The sequence below is a fragment of the Anaerococcus hydrogenalis genome (assembly GCF_002871895.1).
Lineage (GTDB): Bacteria > Bacillota > Clostridia > Tissierellales > Peptoniphilaceae > Anaerococcus > Anaerococcus hydrogenalis.
Map to the genome: position 1 here is coordinate 22,915 of NZ_PNHP01000001.1, position 24,477 is coordinate 47,391.

Annotated in this window: 19 protein-coding genes; 16 read left to right on the forward strand and 3 right to left on the reverse strand. The window is 28.9% G+C overall.

Annotated elements, in window-relative coordinates; all coding sequences use genetic code 11:
• Nucleotides 1–3: 3 nt before the first annotated feature.
• The 10 genes from CJ192_RS00105 (at nt 4) to murJ (ending at nt 12,378) form a co-directional block, all read left to right on the forward strand.
• A complete protein-coding gene (locus tag CJ192_RS00105) occupies nt 4–1,008 on the forward strand; it encodes an electron transfer flavoprotein subunit alpha/FixB family protein (protein ID WP_004815908.1) in 1,005 nt (334 codons plus the stop codon).
• Nucleotides 1,009–1,145: 137 nt separating this feature from the next.
• A complete protein-coding gene (locus CJ192_RS00110) occupies nt 1,146–2,483 on the forward strand; it encodes an acetyl-CoA hydrolase/transferase C-terminal domain-containing protein (RefSeq protein ID WP_102197299.1) in 1,338 nt (445 codons plus the stop codon).
• A gap of 112 nt (nt 2,484–2,595) precedes the next feature.
• Complete coding sequence (locus CJ192_RS00115; protein WP_004815910.1) at nt 2,596–3,438, forward strand: 3-hydroxybutyryl-CoA dehydrogenase; 843 nt, start codon at nt 2,596–2,598, stop codon at nt 3,436–3,438.
• Between the two features lie 102 nt (nt 3,439–3,540).
• Complete coding sequence (locus CJ192_RS00120; protein ID WP_102197300.1) at nt 3,541–4,725, forward strand: MFS transporter; 1,185 nt, start codon at nt 3,541–3,543, stop codon at nt 4,723–4,725.
• Between the two features lie 63 nt (nt 4,726–4,788).
• Nucleotides 4,789–5,631, forward strand: a complete 843-nt coding sequence (gene ispE / locus CJ192_RS00125) for a 4-(cytidine 5'-diphospho)-2-C-methyl-D-erythritol kinase (RefSeq protein ID WP_102197301.1) — start codon at nt 4,789–4,791, stop codon at nt 5,629–5,631.
• Nucleotides 5,624–6,370 (forward strand): glutamate racemase, encoded by a 747-nt coding sequence (murI, locus tag CJ192_RS00130; protein WP_004817104.1) that lies wholly within the window; start codon nt 5,624–5,626, stop codon nt 6,368–6,370. Before ispE ends, murI begins: the two co-directional genes overlap by 8 nt.
• Before the next feature lie 54 nt (nt 6,371–6,424).
• Entirely contained in the window at nt 6,425–7,330 is a 906-nt protein-coding gene (locus tag CJ192_RS00135) for a Ppx/GppA phosphatase family protein (RefSeq protein ID WP_004817167.1), read from the forward strand.
• A gap of 3 nt (nt 7,331–7,333) precedes the next feature.
• Nucleotides 7,334–9,505, forward strand: coding sequence for an RNA degradosome polyphosphate kinase (locus tag CJ192_RS00140; RefSeq protein ID WP_102197302.1), 2,172 nt, complete (start codon nt 7,334–7,336; stop codon nt 9,503–9,505).
• A gap of 226 nt (nt 9,506–9,731) precedes the next feature.
• Nucleotides 9,732–10,730: a M15 family metallopeptidase gene (locus CJ192_RS00145; protein ID WP_004817065.1), complete on the forward strand. Its 999-nt coding sequence runs from the start codon at nt 9,732–9,734 to the stop codon at nt 10,728–10,730.
• A 118-nt stretch (nt 10,731–10,848) separates the two neighbouring features.
• Nucleotides 10,849–12,378, forward strand: a complete 1,530-nt coding sequence (gene murJ, locus CJ192_RS00150; RefSeq protein WP_102197303.1) for a murein biosynthesis integral membrane protein MurJ — start codon at nt 10,849–10,851, stop codon at nt 12,376–12,378.
• Nucleotides 12,379–12,416: 38 nt separating this feature from the next.
• Here murJ and CJ192_RS00155 read toward each other — a convergent pair whose 3' ends face one another.
• Nucleotides 12,417–14,144: a vWA domain-containing protein gene (locus CJ192_RS00155; RefSeq protein ID WP_102197304.1), complete on the reverse strand. Its 1,728-nt coding sequence runs from the start codon at nt 14,142–14,144 to the stop codon at nt 12,417–12,419.
• The gene (locus tag CJ192_RS00160; RefSeq protein ID WP_102197305.1) at nt 14,137–15,045 is read right to left on the reverse strand and encodes an AAA family ATPase; all 909 of its coding nucleotides are present in this window, start codon (nt 15,043–15,045) and stop codon (nt 14,137–14,139) included. The genes CJ192_RS00155 and CJ192_RS00160 overlap by 8 nt, the downstream gene beginning before the upstream one ends.
• A gap of 95 nt (nt 15,046–15,140) precedes the next feature.
• Here CJ192_RS00160 and CJ192_RS00165 point away from each other — a divergent pair, with 95 nt between their 5' ends.
• The 3 genes from CJ192_RS00165 to CJ192_RS00175 are packed head-to-tail and all read left to right on the forward strand — an operon-like array spanning nt 15,141 to nt 19,198.
• Complete coding sequence (locus CJ192_RS00165; RefSeq protein WP_102197306.1) at nt 15,141–15,590, forward strand: MarR family winged helix-turn-helix transcriptional regulator; 450 nt, start codon at nt 15,141–15,143, stop codon at nt 15,588–15,590.
• A complete protein-coding gene (locus CJ192_RS00170; protein ID WP_102197307.1) occupies nt 15,583–17,349 on the forward strand; it encodes an ABC transporter ATP-binding protein in 1,767 nt (588 codons plus the stop codon). The genes CJ192_RS00165 and CJ192_RS00170 overlap by 8 nt, the downstream gene beginning before the upstream one ends.
• The gene (locus CJ192_RS00175; RefSeq protein WP_004817106.1) at nt 17,339–19,198 is read left to right on the forward strand and encodes an ABC transporter ATP-binding protein; all 1,860 of its coding nucleotides are present in this window, start codon (nt 17,339–17,341) and stop codon (nt 19,196–19,198) included. The genes CJ192_RS00170 and CJ192_RS00175 overlap by 11 nt, the downstream gene beginning before the upstream one ends.
• 38 nt (nt 19,199–19,236) lie before the next feature.
• Here the strand turns inward: CJ192_RS00175 and CJ192_RS00180 are convergent, their stop codons facing one another.
• On the reverse strand, nt 19,237–21,054 hold the full coding sequence (locus CJ192_RS00180; RefSeq protein ID WP_004817157.1) for an acyltransferase family protein: 1,818 nt from the start codon (nt 21,052–21,054) through the stop codon (nt 19,237–19,239).
• A gap of 358 nt (nt 21,055–21,412) precedes the next feature.
• Here CJ192_RS00180 and CJ192_RS00185 point away from each other — a divergent pair, with 358 nt between their 5' ends.
• The 3 genes from CJ192_RS00185 to CJ192_RS00195 are packed head-to-tail and all read left to right on the forward strand — an operon-like array spanning nt 21,413 to nt 24,477.
• Nucleotides 21,413–22,573 (forward strand): ABC transporter substrate-binding protein, encoded by a 1,161-nt coding sequence (locus CJ192_RS00185; protein ID WP_102197308.1) that lies wholly within the window; start codon nt 21,413–21,415, stop codon nt 22,571–22,573.
• A 52-nt stretch (nt 22,574–22,625) separates the two neighbouring features.
• The gene (locus tag CJ192_RS00190) at nt 22,626–23,513 is read left to right on the forward strand and encodes a branched-chain amino acid ABC transporter permease (RefSeq protein WP_102197309.1); all 888 of its coding nucleotides are present in this window, start codon (nt 22,626–22,628) and stop codon (nt 23,511–23,513) included.
• A 1-nt stretch (nt 23,514) separates the two neighbouring features.
• Nucleotides 23,515–24,477 carry a branched-chain amino acid ABC transporter permease gene (locus tag CJ192_RS00195; protein WP_102197310.1) on the forward strand — a complete coding sequence of 321 codons (963 nt, stop codon included), beginning with the start codon at nt 23,515–23,517 and terminating at the stop codon, nt 24,475–24,477.

Below are 24,477 nucleotides of genomic sequence, written 5' to 3' on the forward strand. Positions count from 1 at the left end.
ATGATGAGTGAAAATAAAAATCTTTGGGTAATTGTAGAAACAAAAGAAGATGGATCAGCTGTAAATGTTGGGCTAGAACTAATGAATCCAGGAAGAAGAATGGCTGATGCTATTGATGAAAAATTATATGCTATAATTATCGGATCAAATGTTGATAAAGCAAAAGAAGAAGTTAAAGAATATGGCGTTGACGGAATAATCACAGTAGATAATGAAGTTTACAAAGATTATAATACAGAAGTTTACGCTGATGCTATAGATCAATTAGTTAAAAAACATAGTCCAAATATTATCTTAATCGGTGCTACAAACCAAGGAAGAGATTTAGGACCAAGAGTTTCAGCAAGACTTCACACAGGACTTACAGCTGACTGTACAGAACTTGATATTGATGCTGAAACAAAAGAAGTTAGATGGACAAGACCTGCATTTGGTGGAAACTTAATGGCTATGATTTTATGTCCAGACCACAGACCACAAATGGGAACTGTTAGACCAGGAGTATTCTCAAAAGAAGCTATTGGTGCAAAAGATGATATTGATGTAATTGATGAAGATATCAAATTTGAAGGCGAAGCTAGAACAAAAATCTTAGACTTTATCCCTAGAGATGAAGGAGATGATGTAGATTTAGTTGGTGCTGAATTTATAGTTTCTGGTGGACGTGGACTTGGTGATCCTAAAAACTTCTCACTTATAAAAGACTTGGCTGATGCTCTTGATGGAACTGTTGGATCAAGCCGTGCTGCTGTAGATGCCGGATGGATTTCACACTCTCACCAAGTAGGACAATCAGGAAAAACTGTAGGACCAAAAGTTTATATAGCAATAGGAATTTCAGGAGCTATCCAACACTTGGCAGGAATTAATGCTGCAGATAAGGTTATAGCTATAAATAAAGATCCAGATGCTCCAATTTTTGCAAGAGCTGATTATGGTATAGTTGGTGACTTATTTGAAGTAGTTCCAAAACTTACAGAAGCAATAAAAAATAAAAAAGCAAATTAATTGAAAAATTTTATAAAGTTTGGGTATATTTTATATAGATCTCAAATTGGTTTAAGGATGAGGTAAATCTCATCCTTAAATTTTATAGAGAAAAATTTTCTATTATTATAAATTATATTTGTAAAACAGGAGGAGATATGGATTACAATAAGATTTACAAGCAAAAACTAATTAGTGCAAAAGAAGCTGCAAAGTTAGTTAAAAGTGGTGATTATGTGGATTATTCTTGGGGAGTTTTAGCACCACATGACTTTGATGAGGCTTTTGCAAAAGAAATTACTTCCCTAAATGATATCGTTGTCAGAGGTGGGGTTGAGCTTGAAAAATATAAAATTTTTGATTCAGATGAAAAAAATGAACACTTTGTTTATAATTCATGGCATTCATTAGGTGTTATTAGAAAACTTGCTGGTGAAGGAAGGGCATTTTATTCCCCATTAAAATATTCAGAGCTTCCAAAATATTACAGAACATCTATAAGAAAACCCAATGTTTTTGTAACTCAAGCAAGTCCAATGGATGAACATGGTTATTTCAATTTCGGTGTATCAGCATCACATCTTTATGCTGCAATAGAAAATTCAGATATAGTAATAATTGAAGTAAATAAAAAAGTACCAAGAGGACTTGGTGGATATGAAAATTGTGTTCATATAAAGGAAGTTGATTATATTATTGAAGGATCAAATCCTGAAATGATAGCTTTGGGAAAACCACAACCAAGTGATTTAGATAAGGAAGTTGCAAAATTTGTAGTAGAAGAGTTAGTAGATGGAGCATGTTTACAAATTGGAATTGGTGGACTTCCTACAGCGATTGGAAATGAGATAGCTAAGTCTGATTTAAAAGATTTAGGAGTTCATACAGAAATGTATGTAGATTCATTTGTTGAATTATCAAAAGCAGGAATTATTACTGGTAAAAAGAAAAATATCGATAGAGGAAGACAAGTTTATGCCTTTGCAGCAGGAAGTAAGGAATTATATGATTTTATAGATAATAATGAAGAACTTTGTGCATCTCCAGTAGATTATTGTAATGGTATTGAACAAATCTCAGCCTTAGATAATTTTATGTCTATAAACTCAGCCCTTGAAATTGATTTAAATGGTACAGTTTCTGCAGAAAGTTCAGGAATAAAACATATATCAGGCTCAGGTGGAGCTTTAGACTTTATGCTTGGTGCCTATAATTCTAAAGGTGGAAAATCTTTTGTAACTTTACACTCATCAAGAGTTGATAAGAAAGGAAAGAGACATTCAAATATTGTTCCTACATTAATTCCAGGAACACAACCTACAGGATGTAGGGCAAATACACATTATATAGTAACAGAGTATGGTATGGTTAATTTAAAAGGACAATCTTTGTGGGAAAGAACTGAAAAATTGATATCTATAGCCCATCCGGAATTTAGGGATGAATTAATCAAAGAAGCTGAAAAAATGAGGATTTGGAGAAAATCAAATAAATAGTTAAAAAAAAGTCAATATTTCTTGAAAAGCTAGGAAAACAATGTTATAATATAAGTGTAAGTTATTAATTTAACAATCAAAAGAAACTTTTTTAAAAAACAAAGGAGTAAATATGAAAATTGGTGTAATTGGTTCAGGAATAATGGGCGGCGGAATCGTAGAAGTAGCAGCTAAATTCCATGAAGTAGTAGTAAGAGATATTAAAGATGAATTTTTAGATAAAGCTAAAGCTAGAATAGAAAAAGATTATTCTAAGCAAGTATCTAAGGGAAGAATGGAAGAAGATGCTAAGGAAAAAGCAATCAAAAATATTTCTTATACAACTGATTTAAAAGATTTGGCTGATTGTGATGTAGTTATAGAAGCTGCAACAGAAAATCCAAAACTTAAAAAAGAAATCTTTAAAGAATTAGATGAAGTTGTTAAAGAAGGAGCAATTCTTGCTTCAAACACATCTTCACTTTCAATCACAGATATAGCTGCAAGCACAAATAGACCAGAAAATGTTATTGGAATGCACTTTTTCAATCCAGTACCAGTTATGAAACTTGTAGAAGTTATCAGAGGACTTCACACAAGTGATGAAACAAACAAAAAAATATTTGAACTTGCAGAAGAATTTGGTAAACAACCTATAGAAGTTAAAGAAGGACCAGGATTTGTTGTAAATAGACTTTTAATTCCAATGATTAATGAAGGAATTGGAGTACTTTATGATGGACTTGCAAGTGTAGAAGATATTGATAAGGGAATGCAACTTGGAGCAAACCACCCAATGGGACCTCTTGCTTTGGCAGATCTTATTGGACTTGATACATGTCTTGCAATTATGGAAGTATTGTTTAACGAATTTGGTGATAGCAAATACCGTCCAAATCCATTATTAAGACAAATGGTAAGAGCTGGAGATTTGGGTAGAAAAACTGGTAAAGGATTCTACGATTATTCTAAATAAAATTTTAAAAAATAAGTTCTCACAAGTTGAGGGCTTATTTTTTTACTAAAATTTTTATTTTGGGTATAATAAAATTGATATTATATATTGAAAGGAATTTATATGAATAAAGAAAAAAGAACCAGCAAATTATCATATTTAATTGAAACGATTATGTTTTTTACTTATGCATTTTTTGCTGTAAACTGGATAGCAGGATCAACCCTTACTCCAGAGATAATGGCACATTTTGGAATAAGGGAATTTTCACAAGCTACACTAATTTCCAATGCTGTAACTTTGGCTAAAATTATTGGAAATTTTGCGGCAGCTTATGTATTAAATAAATTATATCCAAAAAAATCTATTGGATTAGGTTCAATTTTTATTGTTTTAGGATCAGTAATTGCAATTTTTGCTCCAAATTTTATGATTTTTGTAATAGGAAGATTTATCATGGGATTTGGTGGAGCCTTGTTTATTGTGTATTTTTCCCCTGTAGTTATTGAATATTTCTCACCAGAGGATAGACCTTTGATTAATTCTTTAAACACAGTTTGCTATAATGTTGGATCAATTCTTGCCCTATTATTAGTTTCTCCTGTATTAAGACATTTTAATAATTGGAAACATTCGCTTTTGTTTTTTGCAGGAATTAGCCTTATCTTGTTTTTTTTATGGTTAATTTTTGGAAAAGATTTTGAAATTACAGATAAAACAAAAGAAAAATACACCTTAAAGCATGGTTTGAAAGAAAAAATTGCCTGGGTTATGCCCCTATCTTATTTTGGCCACCTTACTTTGTATATGGTAATGCTAAATATTTTTCCTATTTCAAATCTTTCACCAATTGATCCCAAAACTATTTCTACTCTTTTTGCAGTAGGTGGAGTTGTTGGAACAGTTATAGCCGTAATTTTGAGTAAAAAATTAAAAAAGAGGGTTCCTATTATTAAAATTTGTACCCTTATTTTTTCAGTGACTGCAGTTTTTATGTTAAGAGCAAAAAGTGGTTTTCTTGCATCTGTACTTGCTTTTTCTATGGGAGTTTTGATGTATGTTCCTCTAACAAGTTTTGTAACTATACCACAAGAGCTTCCAGGTATGAATCCTGCAAGACTTACTCAAATAATGTCAATTTATTGGGCTGTTGTATATTTACTTGAAACAATTGCCTTTTATTTTGTAGGAGTTTTAATTGATAAATTTTCTTACCAAACAGGTTTGTACTTTGCAGTAATTTTATCCTTCTCATTTTTTATAGGATCATTTTTCTTACCAGAGACTTCTGAATATAAAAATAACTAGCTTTATCTAAGCTAGTTTTTTTTTGAAGAAAATAGCTTGTGGTATAATTATAATGAGGTAATTATGGAAAGAAAATGTTATGGAAAAATTAATCTTAGCCTAGATTCTCTTTATAAGAGAGAGGATGGTTATCATGAAATTGATACTATTATGACTAGGATTTCTTTATTTGATAAACTAAAAATTAAAGAAAATAATACTAATGAGATAAAAATTAAAACAAATAGTAAAGTTTTATCTGATGAAAATATTGAAAGTAATTTAATTTATAAGGCATGGTCCTTATTAAAAGACAGGGTTAAATCTCCGGGGGTAGATGTTTATCTTGAAAAAAATATCCCTATTGCAGCAGGTCTTGCAGGGGGTTCAACTAATTGCGCTGAAATGATTTTGGCCTTAAATGACTTGTGGGATTTAGCTTTGAAAGATGAGGAAATTTTTGAAATAGGAAAAAAATTAGGAGCTGATGTTCCCTTTTTCTTTTTAAAAAAATCTGCCAGAGCCCAAGGAATTGGTGAAATTTTAAGTGAATTTAAGATAAATTTGGATATGAAAATTCTACTTGTAAATGATGGGACAGCTATTTCTTCAAATTTTGTATATAAAAGATTAAAAGATTATGGTACGGTTGAAACTGAAAAAATTATTAAGGGACTTGAGGATTCTGATAAGAGTATAGTAAAAGATTTCAAAAATGTGATGGAAGATGTTGTATATGAAAATTTCCCTCACCTATTAGATATTAAAAATAGACTTGAAAATTTTGGGGCAAGCAAGGCTTTACTTAGTGGAAGTGGGGCAAGTATTTTTGCTGTATTTTTTGATGAGGATCAAATTAATAAGGCTTATCAATCTATTAAGGATGATTATAAGTTTGTTGAGAGGGTGAGTTTAATAGATGACTAATATTGGAGTTTTTGATTCTGGTTTGGGTGGCCTTACTGTTTTAAGAGAACTTTCTAAAAAACATAAGGCTAATTATTTTTACCTAGGTGATAATAAAAATGTTCCCTATGGGAACAAGTCAAACGAAGAAATTATCAAACTTTCTAAAGATATTGTAAAATTTTTAATAAAAAAAGATATAGATTTTTTTGTTATTGCTTGTAATACTATTTCTGTTGTGGCTATAAAAGAGCTTAGGGAAGAATTTGATAAAAAATTTATTTCTATAACAGATGAAGGGATTAAAGAAGCTTTAAACAAAAATGGAGATGTCTTTGTAATGGCTACAAAGGCTACCTGCAAAAATCATGCTTATAAAAAAATAATCGAAGGAAGGTCCTCTAAAAAAGTATATGAAGAATCTTGTCCTAAGCTTGTAGATTATATAGAAGAAGGGATTTTAAGTGGGGAAAAAATTGATAGCCAATTAAAAGATTATTTGACTATTGCTAATGAGAAAAAAATTGAAAATATAATTTTAGGCTGCACCCACTATCCTATTATTAAAAAAACCATAGAGAAAAACCTGACCTATAAGGCAAATATTATTGATCCTGCAAAGGTTTTGGCAAGAGATATTGTATTTGAACAAGATAAAAATCTTAATATAGAAATTTATATGACTGATGTAAATGAAATTTCACAAGATATGACAAATAAAATAATGGGTAAGAATATAGAGATAAAAAGTATTTATTAATAAATCTTACATAAATTTAACAAAAACTTAAAAAAGATAAAAGGAGAAAATTATATGATATATGCAGTTATAGATATTGGATCAAATACTATTAGGCTTTCAGTCTATAAGGAAAAAGAAGGAAAAATTTATAATCTTTTTAATGAGAAAGAAGGGGCAAGTTTAAGATCTTATATCAAAAATGGTGAGTTAAATGAAAAGGGTATTGAAAGACTTCTAGATACACTTAGGAATTTTAAACATTTAATTAATAATTTTGATGATATAGACTTTGTTTATCCTTTTGCTACTGCAACTATAAGGGATTCTTCAAATAGAAGTGAAATTTTAAAAAGAGTTAAAGATGAAATAGGCTTTGATATTGAAATTTTATCAGGTGAAGAAGAGTCAAAACTTTCTTTCTTAGGAGCTAATTCATCCTTGGAAGTTACAAAAGGAGTTTTAACAGATATTGGTGGTGGTTCTAGTGAAATTGTTATAATTGAGCAAGGAAAGGTTATAAAATCAACATCTCTTGATATAGGATCTCTTTCTGCCTTTAATGATAATGTGGAATTTTTATTTCCGAACAAGGATGATAAAAAAAATATAGAAAAGGCAATAGAAGAAGAACTTGAGGAAAGAAGTTTCTACCAAGAAGACCATGATACCTTGTGTGGAGTAGGTGGATCTGCAAGGGCAAGTTTAAAACTTTACAATGAGTATTATAAGTTAGATAAAGAAAATTTTTCTATGGATAGGAAAAAACTTAAAAATATGTTAAAAGACTTGATAGACCATGAAGATAAGAAACTTTTAGATTTGATTCTTTCTGTAAAAGCTGATAGGGTTCATACTCTTATTCCTGGAATGATTATTTTAAATAAAATTGCCAAATATTTTAAGGTAGATAAAATTAATATTAGTCAAACTGGAGTAAGGGAGGGATATGTTTACAATAAAGTATTAGGAAAGGAATAAAAAATGGATATATCTTTTACACAAAATAGAGAATTGTCTTGGTTGAAATTTAATGAAAGAGTTTTGGACGAGGCTGATGAAAAAGATGTAGAATTATTTGAAAGACTAAAATTTCTATCAATATTTGATACAAATTTAGAAGAATTTTTTATGGTTAGGGTTGGCTCCCTTGAAGATTTGTCAAGGCTAAAGAAAAAGGCTGTAGATAACAAATCAAATATGACTCCAGAAGACCAACTTTTAGCTATAATGAAAGAATGTAAAAGATTATACCAAAAAAAAGATTCCGTTTATACTAGTATTATAAATGATTTTAAAAGTGAGGGAATAAATATAGAAAAAGTTTCAAATCTTGATAAGAAAGATTATGAAACAGTTAAATTTTTTTTCGATAGTAAGATTGAACCTATTTTAAATTTCCAAGTTGTTGATAGGGTAAGGCCTTTTCCGAGACTTCCAAATCTTTCTATAAATGTGATTTTTAACCTTATAAGGCAAAGAGAAAACAAAAAGGATAAGAATTATTTTGGAATAATCTATGTTCCAGATAAAATCGATAGATATTTAAAAGTTTCTCAAACTACTATAGTTTTATTAGAAGATATTATAAGAGAATTTGGAGAAAATGTATTTGATAATTACAATTGCATATCAAAACATATAATGTCAGTTACCAGAAATGCAGATATTTCATATGATGACGATGATTATGATGTAGATCTTGACTATAGGTCTTATATGAAGGATGTTTTGAAAAGAAGAAAAAGACTCCAACCTGTAAGACTTGAACTTGATGAAGAAATTGAAGATGAAGTTTTTGATTTATTATTAGAAAAATTACCACTAAAAAGAGAAAATGTATTTATAACGAAATCACCGATGAGGGCTGGCTTTATTTATGATATGCTAGCTGATATGCCAGAAACTTTGATAGAAAAATATTCTTACAAAAATTTTTCCCCTCAAAAATCACCCTTGATTGATGATAATATTTCAATGTTAGAGCAAATAGAAAAGAGAGATTTATTATTATCTTATCCATATGAAAGTATGGATCCTGTAATTAGGTTATTAAATGAGGCAAGTGAAGATGAGTCAGTAATTAGTATAAAAATTACCCTTTATAGGATTGCAAAAGATTCAGAAATTGCAAAAGCCTTAATAAAAGCAGCAGAAAATGGAAAAGAAGTTTTTGTTTTGATGGAATTAAGGGCAAGATTTGATGAAAATAATAATATAGTTTGGTCATCAAGACTTGAAAATGCTGGATGTAAAATTGTATATGGATTTGACAATTATAAGTGCCATTCTAAAGTTTGCCTAATAACAAGAATAAAAGATGATAAAATTGCATACACAAGTCAAATTGCAACAGGAAATTATAACGAAAAAACTGCAAAACTTTATACAGACTTTTCCTTTATGACAAGTAATGTAGAAATTGGTACAGATGTAAAGGAAGTTTTTGATAATATAATGATAGGAAATTTGGATGGATCTTATAAACATCTTCTAGTTTCACCAAAACCTATGCAAAGAAAATTAGATGAATTAATTGATGAGCAAATTAAAAGGCAAAAAGAAAATAAAAATGGTTATATTAGGCTTAAAATGAATTCAATTTCTGACAGGGAGCTTATTGATAAATTATCACAAGCCTCAAATGAAGGGGTAAAAATTGATTTATTAGTAAGGGGAATAACCTGTATATTGCCAGGTATTAAAAATAGGACTGAAAATATAAAAGTCCACCAAATTGTTGGAAGATTTTTAGAACACCATAGGGTTTATCAATTTGGAAAAGAAGATGATTGCAAATTATATATCTCATCAGCAGATTTTATGACAAGAAATATTAGAAACAGGATGGAAGTAGCTTGTCCAATTTATCAAGAATCAATTAAAAAACAAATTTTAGAATTTTTAGATATTATGTTTGCTGACGATGTTAAAACAAGGATAATGAATTCTAAGGGTGAATACGAAAAGATAGAAAACAAAAAGAACCTAGTAGCCCAAGATAAATTTATTCAAATGGCAATTGATAAGGCTAAGGAAAAAAATAAAGATAATAAAAGTCAAATTATACCAAACCACATCAAAAATAATAAAGAAAATATTTGTGAAAAAGAAAATAAGACCTTATTTGAAAAAATAAAAAACTTTTTCAAGTAGATTTAAAATCGCTAAGATAATTTTAGCGATTTTTTTATTATTTATTTGAAAAAGTTCATATATACTATACATATTTCCTAAATCTTGTGTTATAATGGAGTAAAGAAATTATAAAGTTTTTAAAATATTTACTATAAATTGAAATATATTTATATTATTTTTTAAACTATCCCACAGACGTAAATTGATTTATATTGAAATAGATGTAAGGAAGAAAATTAAAAAAATGGCAAATAAGAGTATAAGAGATTTAAGACGCAAAAAATTAAGAGAGAAAAAAAGAAAAAGAAGAAAAAATTTAATTAAGATTGGATTTTGTGCCCTAATTATAGTCGGGGCTTTGAAAATAGATTTTAGAAAAAAAACAGATGATATAAAAATAAGAAAACCTGTAGAAAATAGGTACGCCCAAGCAAATAAAAAAGAGGAAAAAAAGGAAGAAAAAACAGGGGCAATCCAAGTTGCGACAGCAATAGGATTTGAGGATTTAAAAATAAAAGATGATCAAAAGTTGGACAATGATGGATACAGTGATGTAATGAAATCTTATGTAAAATCGCTTAAAAGCCAATATTGCTACCAAGAGCCATCAGATTATTCGAAAACTTCTGTAAGTATAGGAAATGACCAATACATAGAATACTATGGCACAGAAAATTCCTTTTCAAAAATAAAAATCAATGACGATTTTTATTATGTAAACAAGTTTGGTCTAAGAAAGCTTAATAGTGACAATGAAAATATTGATGTTATAAAGGGAATTGTTTTTGTTAATAAAGAAAATCCCTTACCAAAAGATTTCAACCCTGGCCTTGATCCAACAAGCAAAAAAGCCTTTGACACTATGCTAATTGAAATGAACAGGGAAGGCTTGAATGTTAAGATTGCATCAGATTTTAGAAAAGGTGATAGTGAAGAAAAATTACTAGATCAAAATAATCCAGATGCTGATGATCCATTTACAAGCGAACACCAAACAGGTACTAGCTTTGACTTTTTTACTGACGATACCAAATACTCAAACAAATTCAAAGATACTGAAGAGTACAAATGGTTAAAAGATAATGCCTATAAATATGGTTTTATAGAAAGATACAAAAAAGAAAAAGAATCTATCACAGGAAAAAAACAAAGACCATGGCATTTTAGGTATGTAGGTGTAGAAAATGCAAAACAAATGTATGAAAATGATCTTTCATTAGAGGAATATTTAAAAATCAAATAATAATTTTTGGCACAAGTAATAGCTTTATTTCTTGTGCTTATTTTTATTAAATTTCAAAATTGAAAGTAGACTTATTAAAGATATAATAAGATTTATAATTTTAAAAAGAGAGGTAATTATGGGACAAACAGCATTTATGTTGATGCTTGTGACGATTCTTTCCAAAGTTTTTGGATTTTTGAGAGAGTCTGTTATGGCGTATTATTATGGGGCTGGAGATATTGTAGCAATTTATGCAGTAGCAAATACTCTTCCTGTAGTAATTGCAAATTTTGTTGCATCGGGAATTATTTATGGATTTATTCCTATTTATACTAAGGCAAAAAATGAAGAAGGACTAGAGGCAGCCGAAGATTTTACATCAAATATTTTTAATATCTTGATGGTATTTTCAATGGGTGCTGTAATATTTGGTTTTATTTTTGCAGGAGCATTTTGTAAATTATTCTCACCAGATTTAAAGGGAGAGCTTTTACAAACAGCTATAGTATTTACAAGAATTATAATGTTTGCAATTTTTGCATATCTTTATTCAGCAGTTTTCAGGGGATATTTAAATTTAAAGGGAAACTTTTTTGTACCAGCTGTGACAGGGCTTATAATGAATGTAATTATAATATTTTTTACTGTTATAAGTGGAACTTTAAAAAATCCTTACCTACTTGCTATTGGTTGTTTGTTGGGAAATGTTTTGCAATATATAATGTTTCCAAAGGCAAATAGAGATCACGGCTATAGACATTCAAACAAAATAGATATTCATAATAAATATATAAAAGCACTTATTATGATTTCTATTCCTGTTATAGTTTCATCAGCTGCTGGGGAAATTTCTTTGACAGTTGATAACTCTATGGCATCATACTTTTTTGGAAATGCTTCAATTTCATATTTGAGATATTCAAAAACACTCTTGTCATTAATAACTGGAGTTATAACAGTTTCTGTTACCACATCAATATTTCCAACAATTTCACACCTGGGACAAAGTGGAGATTTTGAAAATATGAAAAAACATTTAAATTCTGCCATAGTTTCTACAATGCTTTTGGTAATTCCAGCAACAATAGGAATGATGGCACTTGCAGTTCCAATAATTAAACTTGTTTATCAAAGGGGAGCCTTTGATAATAAATCAGTAATAGTTACAGCATCAATGCTAATAGCCTATGCACCTTTTGTAATATTTCAATCATTTTCAGATGTAATTGATAAGGGCTTTTATGCAGTTGGAGATTCTAAATCTCCAGTAATAATTGTAGTAATTCAACAAATAATAAATGTAATATTTAACTTTATTTTGATAAACTTTTTTGGAATTGAAGGACTCGCCCTATCAACAACCATATCAGCAGGAGCGGGAGCGATATTAATGTTGATGAAATTTAGGAAAAATTTTGGAAGAATAAATTTCAAATCTTCCCTAAAATCTTTAATTAAGATAACACTTTTATCAATGATAATGGGGCTTATTGCTTTAAGCTTATATTCAAAATTGTGCGTAAACATGTCATATCTTCCGTCCTTATTTATTTCAATAATAGTTGCAGGATTGTTCTACATAGTAACAATAATACTTGCAAGAATTCCAGAAGTAATGAAAATGGTAAATCACCTTTACCATAAAATTATAAAGAAAAGAAAATAAAAAGAGGCTCTAGCAAAATATTTTGCTAGAGCCTTCTTCTAATTTGCTATTAAATTTTTCATATAAATCGAAACAATTTTTGAGAAATTATCTAAATTTTTTATCCTACAAAAATCAGATCCGTATATTAATTTTGCATTTTCTATATCTTCATCTTCTCCAGTAAAAACTCCTAAAACTTGAATACCATCATTTTTTAAGGCCCTAATTTCCTTTGCCGTATCATCAACAGCTTTTTTGTCTACATATTGGTCCTTTATTTTTGCATTTACCGTATTTATATTGTGTTTTTCATCATTTGGACGGCCGTCAGATAAAATTATCAAAATTTTTCTTACATTTTCATTTTTATCTTCACTAATTAACTTGTGAATTGTCTTAAAGGCAAGGCCATCCCTATTTGCACCTGACGCAAAAAAATCATAAATATTTTCATTTTTTCCCTTATCTTTAAAGTCCCTATACATATTAAAAACAGTATAATCTCTTAAAGTTGAAAAGGAAGAAACCCTAATTGGAATATTTACCTTATCCATAGCATTTGCAATTATAAAAGCTTGGTTTGCTACAAGATTTTGCCTTTTAATTTGACTTGCCGATCCATCAATCAACAAATCTAATTGAAATTTTGGTTTTGGATCTTTGTTATTTGAAAAAAATACTTTAGATTCATTTAAAACTGGAGCCTTCCACACATTTACAGAATCAAGAAGTCCATAATTTTTTCTATAAAGTTCATCTTCTTCATAATTTGCCAAAGAATTTGTAATTGTCCTTGTAAGTTCATTTACAGCCCTGTTATTTATTGAAAGGTTCTTTTCAATATATTCTTTTGTCTTTTCTCTTTGTTTTTTTCTAACCTTTTGGTTAAATCTAGCATTTGGAGAATCGGTGTACTCTCCCTTGGTAAAATATAATTTTTTTGACTTATGAATGCCCTTGGCAAGTTCTTTTTCTAAAAGTTCTTGTCTTTTTTTGCTTATAGAAAGTTTTCCATAAAAATCCTCAATAAAAGAATCTTCTCTCTTATCACTGTCATCATCAGATTTTTCAAAGATAAAAATATCCTTGTTCATATCTTCTTTTTTTTCTTCAAAATAAATATAACCGTTAAACTCTGCAGATTGGATTTGGAATTGATCTTCTATATTTTTTTCAATATCAGATTCGTCTAAATCTTCATGGTCAAAATTTTTTGGCTTTTCTTCCTTAATCATTTGATCGAAAAGTTCATTGTATTGGTCAAATCTTTCAAAAAGAAAATATTTTTTAAAAAGCTTATTTAGCCTATCTATAATCTGGCTTGATTTATAAGTATCTATAGAAAAAAGTTCACCATAAAAGTTTCTAACAAGTTCGGCTTCGGTGATAGGTTTATTAAAAACTTTTCCGTAATAGGCTTTTTCTATTTGTTCATAAACATTGTCAGTGTCTTTTTTGTATTGGTATTTGTCAAGGATGTTTTTGGCATAAGATTTTCTTAAATCTTTAATTACAAGATTTGTTTTTTCTAATTTCCTATAAGATAAATCTTCCAATAATAAAAGTGTAATATTCTTAAATTCTTCAAAAAAAGGATTATCCTTTTTTAAATAAGAAAAAAATGAGGAAAATAAATCAAGTTTAAAATTTTTAAACTTGTACCCTTCAATAATATTTTTGTAATTTTTATCCATAGGATAGAAGGACTTTGGAAAAATTTTATAATCATCAGCAAAATCCCAAATTACATTCATTGCCCTTAACTTTTCAAAAGTATCAGTCATCAAATACACTCTCTTTGATTTCTTTTGGAAGTTTTGAATCAACACTATCTCTTACAAGCTCTCTTTCAAATTCATCAAAAGATTTATTAATTAGTCCCATTTCAATTGCATCGTATGGGTTAAGGCCTATTTCCATAGTTTCAATTGCAGAAATTAGTCCCCTAAGGTCGACTGATTTTGTAGAAATTTCTGAATTTTCACTCTTTTCTTGGAGGGATTCAAAAATATCTATAAAAGTTTCCAAATATTTTTCTTTTAATTTTGGAAATTTATCTTTCAATAAATGTTTTAAATTTTCCCTTGTAATATTTGGCATATTTATAACCATAAATCTTGATGCAAGTGCCTCGTTTACCTCTCTTGTTCCAACATAACCATAATTCATTGTTGCGATAAATCTTGTCTTATCATCAAGTTTTATTTTGTCATAACCTGGAATATCAATTACACGTCTGTGATCAAGAGTTGCGTGGAGGACAGAAATTGCCTCGTTTTTTGCCATATTTATTTCATCCAAAACACCAAATCCGCCTTTTTTTGCACATTCATAAACAGGTCCTTTTCTAAAAACTACTTTTCCGTCTTTAAAAGTATCAGCTCCAACCAAGGAATTGTAATCAGTATTTACGTGAAAAGAAATATCCCATGATGGACGGTTAAAAATATAGGAAAGATTTTGAGCCAAAACATTTTTTCCTGTAGCTTTTGGACCAGAAAGTAAAATATTTTTGCCAGATAAAATTGCAGTTATTGCTTTTTTTAAAACATCTTCCCCATAATATTTAAATTCTGGTTTTACAATCCTATCCTTATCTTCATCATCTATATCTGAATTTCTAAATTCTATTATTTTATCTATTAACTTTTCATTTAAATTTAATTCTTTTAAATAATCTATCATAATTCACCTCTTTTGCTATTATACAACAAAAAATCCAATAGGCTATTGACAAAGTCCATTTTAGGACTATAATATTACAAATAGAAAGGATCAAAATGCAAGAAGATAAATCACTTTATATTTTTAAATTATTTTCCGTAATTAGAAAAGTGCAGGGACTTAATAACCAAAGCTTTAAAGATATGAAAGCTAATGGTATAAAGACTGCAATTTTTTTATTTCTAATTTATGAAAAAAATATCACCCAATCCATAATTGTAGAAAGAATGGCTGTTGCCAAACAAACTATAAATAATGTGATTATGGAATTGTGTGAAAATGGTTATATAAAAAGAATTTCAGATAAGGATGATAAGAGGATAAAAATTTTAGAGCTAACAGATAAGGGAAAATCTTATGCAGATGATTTCTTAAAACCCTTAAATGATTATAATGAAAATTTATATGATAGACTTGGGGAAAAAAAGATTAAGCAAATGATAGAAGATTTTTCTAATTTAGCAGAAATTTTGTGTCAAATAAATAAGGAGGGGGAGAATGAATAGTTTAAAAGAATTTTTTGAAAATTTTAAATATTTAATGCCTGCTGTTGGCCAATATAAGAAAAATGCAAAAATTTCTATGCTAGCCACAAGTATTGAAACTATTTTGGAACTTGTAGTTCCTACAATTATGGCTTTAATAATTGATAGGGCAGTAAGCAGGAAAGATATTAAAATGACCTTTATCTTGGGTGGACTAATGATTGTAGTTTCACTTATATGTATGTATTCAGGAATGGTTGCAACCAAACACGCATCAGCAACCTCATCTGGTTTTGGTGCTAATTTAAGAAAGCTTGCCTTTGGTAAAATTCAAAAATTTGGTTTTGAAGATTTGGAAGAATTTAGGACATCTTCTCTTATAACAAGGCTTACAAGTGATATCCAACAAATAATTTTTTCTGTATTTTTGGCAGTAAGATTTATTATAAAAACTGTGGTTATGGCCCTTGTAGCTGTAGTTTTATCAGTAAAAGTATCACCAAGGCTTTCACTTTTATTTTTAGTTACCCTACCACTTTTAGTCATTGCCATATTTTTTACTATGTCAAAGGTAATTCCAGGATTTAGACAATTTAGAAAAGAATTTGATAAATTGAATTTAATAGTTCAAGAATCTTTAGCAAATATTAGGGTTATAAAATCTTTTGTAAGAGATGATTTTGAAATTAAAAAAATGGCAGAACAAAATTTCACCATGTACAAATTAATTGATAAGGCAAGTGGAGCTATGTCTTATATAGGACCTATTGCCAATGTAATTATGTTTGGATCAATGGTTTCTATAGTTTGGTTTGGTGGAAATGAAATTATTAGTGGACAAATTAAAGTTGGAGAGCTAATGAGCTTTATTATGTATTCAATGATGCTTTTGGGTGCATTTTTGGGAATTTCTATGGTTTTGATGCAAATGATGGCATCAAGCCCTGGGGTTGTTAGAATTGCAGAAGTTATTGAACACAAACCATACATGAACAATGATGAAAAAATTGAAAATTTAGAAGTTAAAGATGGATCAATTGATTTTAATAATGTTTCTTTTAAATATGGAAAAGATTCTGACAATTATGCCTTAAAAGATATAAATCTTCATATAAAAGAAGGAGAATCTATAGGAATTTTAGGATCAACTGGTTCAAGTAAGTCGACCTTGGTTCAACTTTTACCTAGACTTTATGATATCGATAAGGGAGAGTTAAAAATCGGTGGCCTTGATATAAAAAAATACGACATAGAAAGATTAAGAGATGCTGTAAATATTGTTTTACAGAAAAACACCTTATTTTCTGGAACGATTGAAGAAAATATAAGGTGGGGAGATCTTGATGCATCATTTGAGGAAGTAGAAAAAGTAGCTAAAATTGCTTGTGCAGATGAATTTATAAAAGAAAGAGCTGATGGATACCAATCAGTCTTAGGTCAAGGGGGAACTGGAGTTTCTGGTGGTCAAAAACAAAGAATTTGTATAGCTAGATCTTTACTAAAAAAACCAAAAATTTTAATTTTAGACAATTCTACATCAGCTGTTGATACAAAAACGGAAAGCAAAATTGTTGAAGGAATAAATAAATATTCGAAAAATTTAACAAAAATTATTATATCTCAAAGAGTTTCATCTTTTAAAAACTGCGATAGAATCTTGGTTATGAAAGATGGATATATTGAAGATATAGGAAGTCATGACCAAGTTTATAGTAGAAATGATTTTTACAAGAAAACTTATGATATGCAAGAGAAAGGAAGTGATATAGATGAAAAATAAATTAAATTCATCAAAAAATAATCCAGCTTCCCACGGAGGTATAAAAAGACTTTTAAAATATTTATTTAATTATAAGTGGCAAATGTGTTTGGTTATAATTTCTGTAATAGTTTCAACTGTATGTCAAATTTTGGGAATGTCACTTTTACAGCCAACAATCGACACGGCAATTTTAAAAGCAGATATAAATGGGCTTAGGTTAAACATAATTAAGATGATAATCTTATTTTCTATTTCAGCCCTAACTTCTATAATTTTTTCAAGACTTATGGTAAGGGTAAGTGAAAAAAGTATTAGGGATATAAGGAATGAATTATTCGCAAAAATTCAAAGCATGGACATAGGATTTTTTGATCAAAATACTCACGGAGAAATAATGAGTAGGTTTACAAATGATACTGACATGCTTGGTCAATCCTTAGCCTCATCAATTCCAAATTTATTACAATCTTTCTTATTATTTGTAGGAACTTTTGTAATAATGTTTGTAATAAATTTTAGGCTTACAATTTTGACTATATTAACAATTTTTATAATGCTTGCTATTTTAAAAAGAATTGTAAAAAAATCAACAAAATTATTTTCAAGAAACCAAGTTGAACTTGGAAAAATGAATGGTTTTATTGAAGAAACTTTATCAGGTCAAAAAATAGTAAAAGTTTTTAACTTTGAAGAAAATTCAAAAAATAAATTTAATCAAATGGCCGATAGGGTCAGGGAACTAATTTGGCAGGCGAATACTGTAATGGGAAAAATTATGCCGTTTTTGAAAAATGGAATAAATATTTCTTACGCCATAGTTTGTATGGCTGGAGCCTTTCTTACTATTGTAGGTCAAATGACTGTAGGAACTCTTGCAACATATTTAACCTATGTAAGGCAATTACAAAATCCTATAGCAACAGTTTCTCAACAAGCAAATGTTATGGCCCAAGCTGTAGCAGGGGCAAATAGGATTTTTGAAATTTTGGATATGGAAGGTGAAAAGGACGATGGATATATTGACCTTGTCCATGCAACTATTGATAAGACCGGAAATTTCAAAGAAGCAGATACTTTAACAGGAATTTATGCTTGGAAAAAAGTTGAAAATGGTAAGGCTCTTTATAAGAGGCTTGAAGGAAAAATTGACTTTGAACACGTTAATTTTTCTTATGATGGAAAAAATCAAATTTTAAAAGATGTAAGTTTTTATGCAAGACCAGGAGAAAAAATTGCCTTTGTAGGATCTACTGGGGCTGGAAAAACTACTATTACAAATGTAATTACAAGATTTTATGATATAGATTCAGGCTCAATAAAGGTTGATGATATTGATATTAATAAAATTCAAAAACAAGCTTTAAGGAGGGCCTTTGGAATGGTTCTTCAAGATGTAAGTTTGTTTACAGATTCCATTTATGAAAATATAAGATATGGAAGGCTTGATGCAAATGACGATGAGATAAAAGCAGCTGCTAGGATGAGCAAGGCTGACTCATTTATTAAAAGACTCCCACATGGATATGATACAAAAATTTATGGAAATGGATCAAGCTTGTCTGATGGACAAAATCAATTAGTTTCAATTTCAAGAGCAGCTGTTGATGAACCATCCATGCTAATTTTGGATGAGGCAACAAGTTCAATAGATTCAGCAACAGAGCTTACAGTAACAGATGCTATGGACAATCTTATGACAGGATCAACATCAATTGTAATTGCCCATAGATTATCAACAATAAAAAATTCAGACGTAATAATGGTAATGGATGGTGGAAAAATAATCGAAAGAGGAGATCACCAATCCTTAATGGCAAAAAAAGGAACATATTATCAATTATACACAGGAAAATTAGAATTAGATTGAATAAAAAAGGTAGAAAGCTTATAACTTTCTACCTTTTTTTATTTAGTATATGAATTTAAAATCGATCTTTCAATTAAGTTTCTATAAATTTTTGATCCTTCAATTTCTGGATGAACCATATCTTTTGCGAATAAATTAGTTTTTCCTTTTGCAAATTTATACCAATCAACCATATAAGCATTTTTATTTTGATCACAGAACTTTTTGATTCTTCCATTAATACTTTCTTCCCAAGATTGGCTATTTACAGTATTTACAAAAAATACCTTTCTTCCATCTGCTATATTTAAAATATCTATCATATTTTGATCGGTCAAAGATCCATTTGAACCCAATGAAATTAAAATAATATCACCAAGTCCTTTGCTATTTTTTATAGCCTGTAAGACGCCAGGTCCATCTGTCATTTGCCTACCAACTTCTCCATCAAGATATAAGTTTGGAGAAAATTCTCTCAAAAATGGGTCTATATTAATTAAAACAGAATCCCCAACAGCAGTTATTGAAATATTTTTTAAAAATTCTTTTTCTTCATTTGTAAAATCAAAATCATCATAGGCTTTTTTCTTTGAAATCTTCTTATTTGGTAATTTTTGATTTGTCTTTTCTTTATTTTTATCTTTATTAATATATTTTTTATTATTTTTTTCAATATTTTCTTTGTTTTCACTAATCCTTTTTTCAAGATTTTTCATATCTTTTTCCTTAGGATTTGGCAAAAATATAGAGACTACATTTAATATTACAAGTAAGATTACAGTTACTAAGAAATATTTCTTTAAATCAAACTTTCTATTAAAAATAAGGTAGGTTATTTCCGATAAGATAATAACTATGACTATTTCCAACAGATATGCATAAAGCCTTGGCAAAGTAGTTGATGCAAAAAAATAAGAGATAAAGGTATTAACCACATATTGCCACATATAAATGTAGTAGGACCTAAGCCCTATATAATAAAGGAAGGTTTTAAAAATTCCCATTTCTTTTTTATTAATATGGATAAGATTATTTTTTTCATACAAAAATAAAAGACCAATTAGTAAGGCTTGAATAAGGGTATAAAGTGGCATTATTATCCTATAGGTATATAAACTTTCACCTTGAACAAAAAAGTAGACAATAATAGTCAAAAATCCCAATCCATATAAAATATATTTTTCTTTAATATTTTTTTCTTTGATAAAAGAAATAATCTTATAAATATTATCTATCAATAAATAGGCTAGGGCTCCTATAAAAAGAGTATTAATTCTTGTATCAATTCCATAATAAATCCTTGAAATATTATTCTCATCAAATGATAAACTTATCATTAAAATCAAACTTAAAGTTGAAAACAAGGTAAAAATAAAAATTCTTACATTCTTGTTATTGATCTTATTAATAAGGTAGTTTATCAAATAAAAAATTAAAATAAATTGCACTTGCATAGAAATATACCAAAAATGAGTAAAGAGTGAAAAATATCCGTTTTTAGTAAAATAAGATCCACCTTTTATAATTTGGTAAATATTTTGATATGACAAGGCAACAGGAATTGACGATTTTATAGAATCGTGAAATACAACCTTTGATAAAAAAAGACTGGTTAGTAAAGATATAACAAGCACAAAATACAGGCTTGGTAAAAGTTTGATTAGTCTTTTTTTTATAAGTTCAATAAAAACTTCTAAATCAAAATTTTCAATGTTATCTAATTTTTTCATCATTAAAAATCCACTTAAAACAAAAAAGCTGATAACTGCCATAAATCCACCTGGTAAAGTCCTAACAGATGAGTGAAATATACAAATAGCAATAATAAAAACAGCTCTTAGAAAAGTGAATGAATCTATTTGTTTGTTTTTTCTCATAAATCCCCCAACAAAGTAATTATAGATTAGTGAGATAAAAATATCAATATTTGAGGGAAATTGTAACCTTTGTTAACTAATAATAATTAAGGAAAAAAATTAGGGATAAAAGAATAAAAAAACAAAATAAATTTTCTATATTCAAAATAAAATAATAAATATCCATAAGCTATTTAACTTTAATTATAAATATATTTTAAAATTAAGAAAAAATATATTAATATACTTGTAAAAATAAATGTAATAATAAATTAAAGTAAAAAGATTTGACAAGAAATTAAAAAGGTGGCATAATCATTATTATAAATTTTAATTTGTATTTATTCTTTTAAAAGAAATAAATATTAAAGGAGGAGAAATGAAAAAAACAAAAAAATTAATGGCCTTGGCATTTGCATCGATATTTGCCTTTGCAGGATGCCAAGCTAAGGATGGAGAAAGTAAAAGCACAGAAAATTCTGACACAGTAAAAATAGGAGCTATTATTCCTCAAACTGGACCAGTTTCAAATTATGGAAATTCTTCTGAAAAAGGAGCCCTACTTGCAGTAGAAGAAATTAATAAAAATGGTGGAATAAATGGCAAAAAAATTGAATGGGTTTCATACGATGATAAGGGTGAGATAACAGACTCGACAACTGCCTACAATAAATTAAAGGGTGAAAATGTAGCAGCTATTGTAGGACCGATAACTTCAAAACCTGCTCTTGCTGTTTCTGAAATTGCAAAAAAAGATAAAATACCAATGATTACTCCAACAGGAACCCAGGTTAATATAACTGAGGGCAAAGATAATATTTTTAGGACATGCTTTACAGATCCTTACCAAGGAAAGTTATTGGCAATATTTGCATCTGAAAATCAGAAGGCAAAAAAAGTTGCAATTCTTAGAAATACTTCATCAGATTATTCTAATGGAATAGCAGATGAATTTAAAAAAGAGGCAGAAAAATTAAAACTTGATCTTGTTGCTGATGAATCCTATGGAGATAATGACAATGACTTTAAGGCACAACTTACAAAAATAGCAAAAGCAAGTCCAGATGTATTATTAATTCCTGATTATTATGAAAAAATTGCCCTTATAGTTCCCCAAGCTAGGGACGCCGGAATAAAAGCGAAATTTATAGGATCTGATGGATGGGATGGAGTAATTAATGTAATGGATAAATCCCAATTAAATTTAGTAGATGGATCATGTTTTTCAAATCACTTTGCCCTAGATAGCGCTGATCAAAGAGTAAAAGATTTTGTAAAGAAATTTAAGGATAAAAACAAAGAAGACCCATCAGCCTTTTCAGCACTTTCATATGACACAGTATATTTATTAAAACAAGCTATGGAAGAGGCTAAGAGTGAAGATAAGGATAAGGTTGTTGAGAAAATTAAAAATATAGAATTTGACGGAATAACAGGAAAATTCAAATTTAATGAAGACAATAATCCAATTAAATCTGCATCTATGATGGAAATAAAAGATGGGGCTTATAAATTTAATTCAATAGTGAAAGCTGATTAATCAAAAAGGGGATTGCAACTTTGCAAGGCCCCTTAAATTTTAAGGAGAAGTTATGAATTTTTTGATTCAATTTTTTAACGGCCTACAATTAGGGTCTATATATGCCTTGATAGCCTTGGGCTATACCATGGTTTACGGGGTAGCAAAATTAATAAATTTTGCCCACGGAGATATAATAATGGTTGGCGCCTATACAATATTTTTTGTAGTACAAACAAGTCTTTTCAAAAGTGGACTTCCTTTATATTTGTCAATTATTCCAGCAATTATTGCTTGTACACTTTTGGGAGTTGTAATAGAAAGAGTAGCCTATAAACCACTTAGAAATTCTTCATCAATTTCTATCCTTATAACTGCAATAGGAGTTTCCTTATTTTTAGAAAATTTATTTGTAAAATTTTTTACAGCTAATGCAAAACCTGTACCAAGTTTATTTAAACAAGCTAGCTTAAATATTTTTGGAATAAGCTTATCTTTTCAAACATTTTTTACCATAGTTTTGACAATTATACTTACAATAATTTTGCAAATTTTTATTTCAAAAACAAAGTACGGAAAAATGATGCTTGCAGTAAGCGAAGATTATAAGGCATCAAGCCTTGTTGGAATTAATGTAGATAATACTATGACAATGACTTTTGCGATAGGCTCAGCTCTTGCAGGTGTTGCTTCTCTTTTATATGTATCATCATATCCTCAAATAACTCCTTTTATGGGATCTATGCTCGGCATAAAAGCTTTTACAGCGGCTGTTGTTGGAGGGATTGGATCAATTCCAGGAGCTGTAATCGGTGGATTTATTTTGGGAATGATAGAAGTTATGACAAGGGCATATCTTTCAAGCTCTTATGCAGATGCAATTGTATTTATGGTTTTAATTGTAGTTTTAATATTTAAACCAACAGGAATTTTTGTAAGTTTGGAAAAGGAGAAAGTTTAAAATGGATAAGAATAAAAAAACATCATATATAGCAAGTTTTGGACTTATTTTAATTTCCTTTGCCATTATTCAAATTTTAATTTCTGTGGGAATAATTGATTCTTATTGGCAATCTATTATATTTTTATTATGTATCAATATAATTCTTTCCATTTCATTAAATATAACTGTAGGAAATTTGGGACAAATCACCTTGGGACATGCAGGCTTTATGTCAATTGGTGCCTATAGTGCGGCAATATTTTTAAAAACAGGACTTGTCCAAGGGATATTTGGATTTTTTATAGCTTTAATAATTGGTGGTTTATTTGCATTTTTATTTTCACTTGCAATTGGAGTTCCAGTTTTAAGATTAAATGGAGATTATTTAGCAATTGTTACTCTTGCCTTTGGAGAAATTATTAGAGTTGTTGTTGAAAATTTATCTATAACTGGCGGAGCTCAAGGTATGGCAGGAATTCCAACAATCGATTCATTTGGATTAATATTTTTTGTTACAGTTTTATCTGTCGTATTTATGTATTCAATCATGACATCAAGATTTGGTAGGGCAGTTCTTGCTATAAAAGATAATGAACTTGCAGCTGAGTCTTGTGGAATCAATACAACAAAATCAAAAATATTTGCCTTTACCTTATCAGCACTTTTTGCGGGCGTTGCTGGTGCAATTTATGCCCAAACAACAGGAGTAATCGCAGCCAATGTATTTAATTATAATAAAAGTTTTGATATTTTGGTAATGGTTGTTTTAGGAGGAATGGGATCTTTTACAGGATCGATAATTTCAACTATAGTTTTGACAGTAGTACCAGAAATTTTGAGAGCTTTTGCAGAATACAGGATGATAATTTATTCTGTAATTTTAGTAATAGTTATGATATTTAGACCACAAGGACTAATGGGACGAGAAGAATTTTCGATTTCTAGGCAAATTGCTAGATTTAAAAGAAAATTAAAAAAGTAA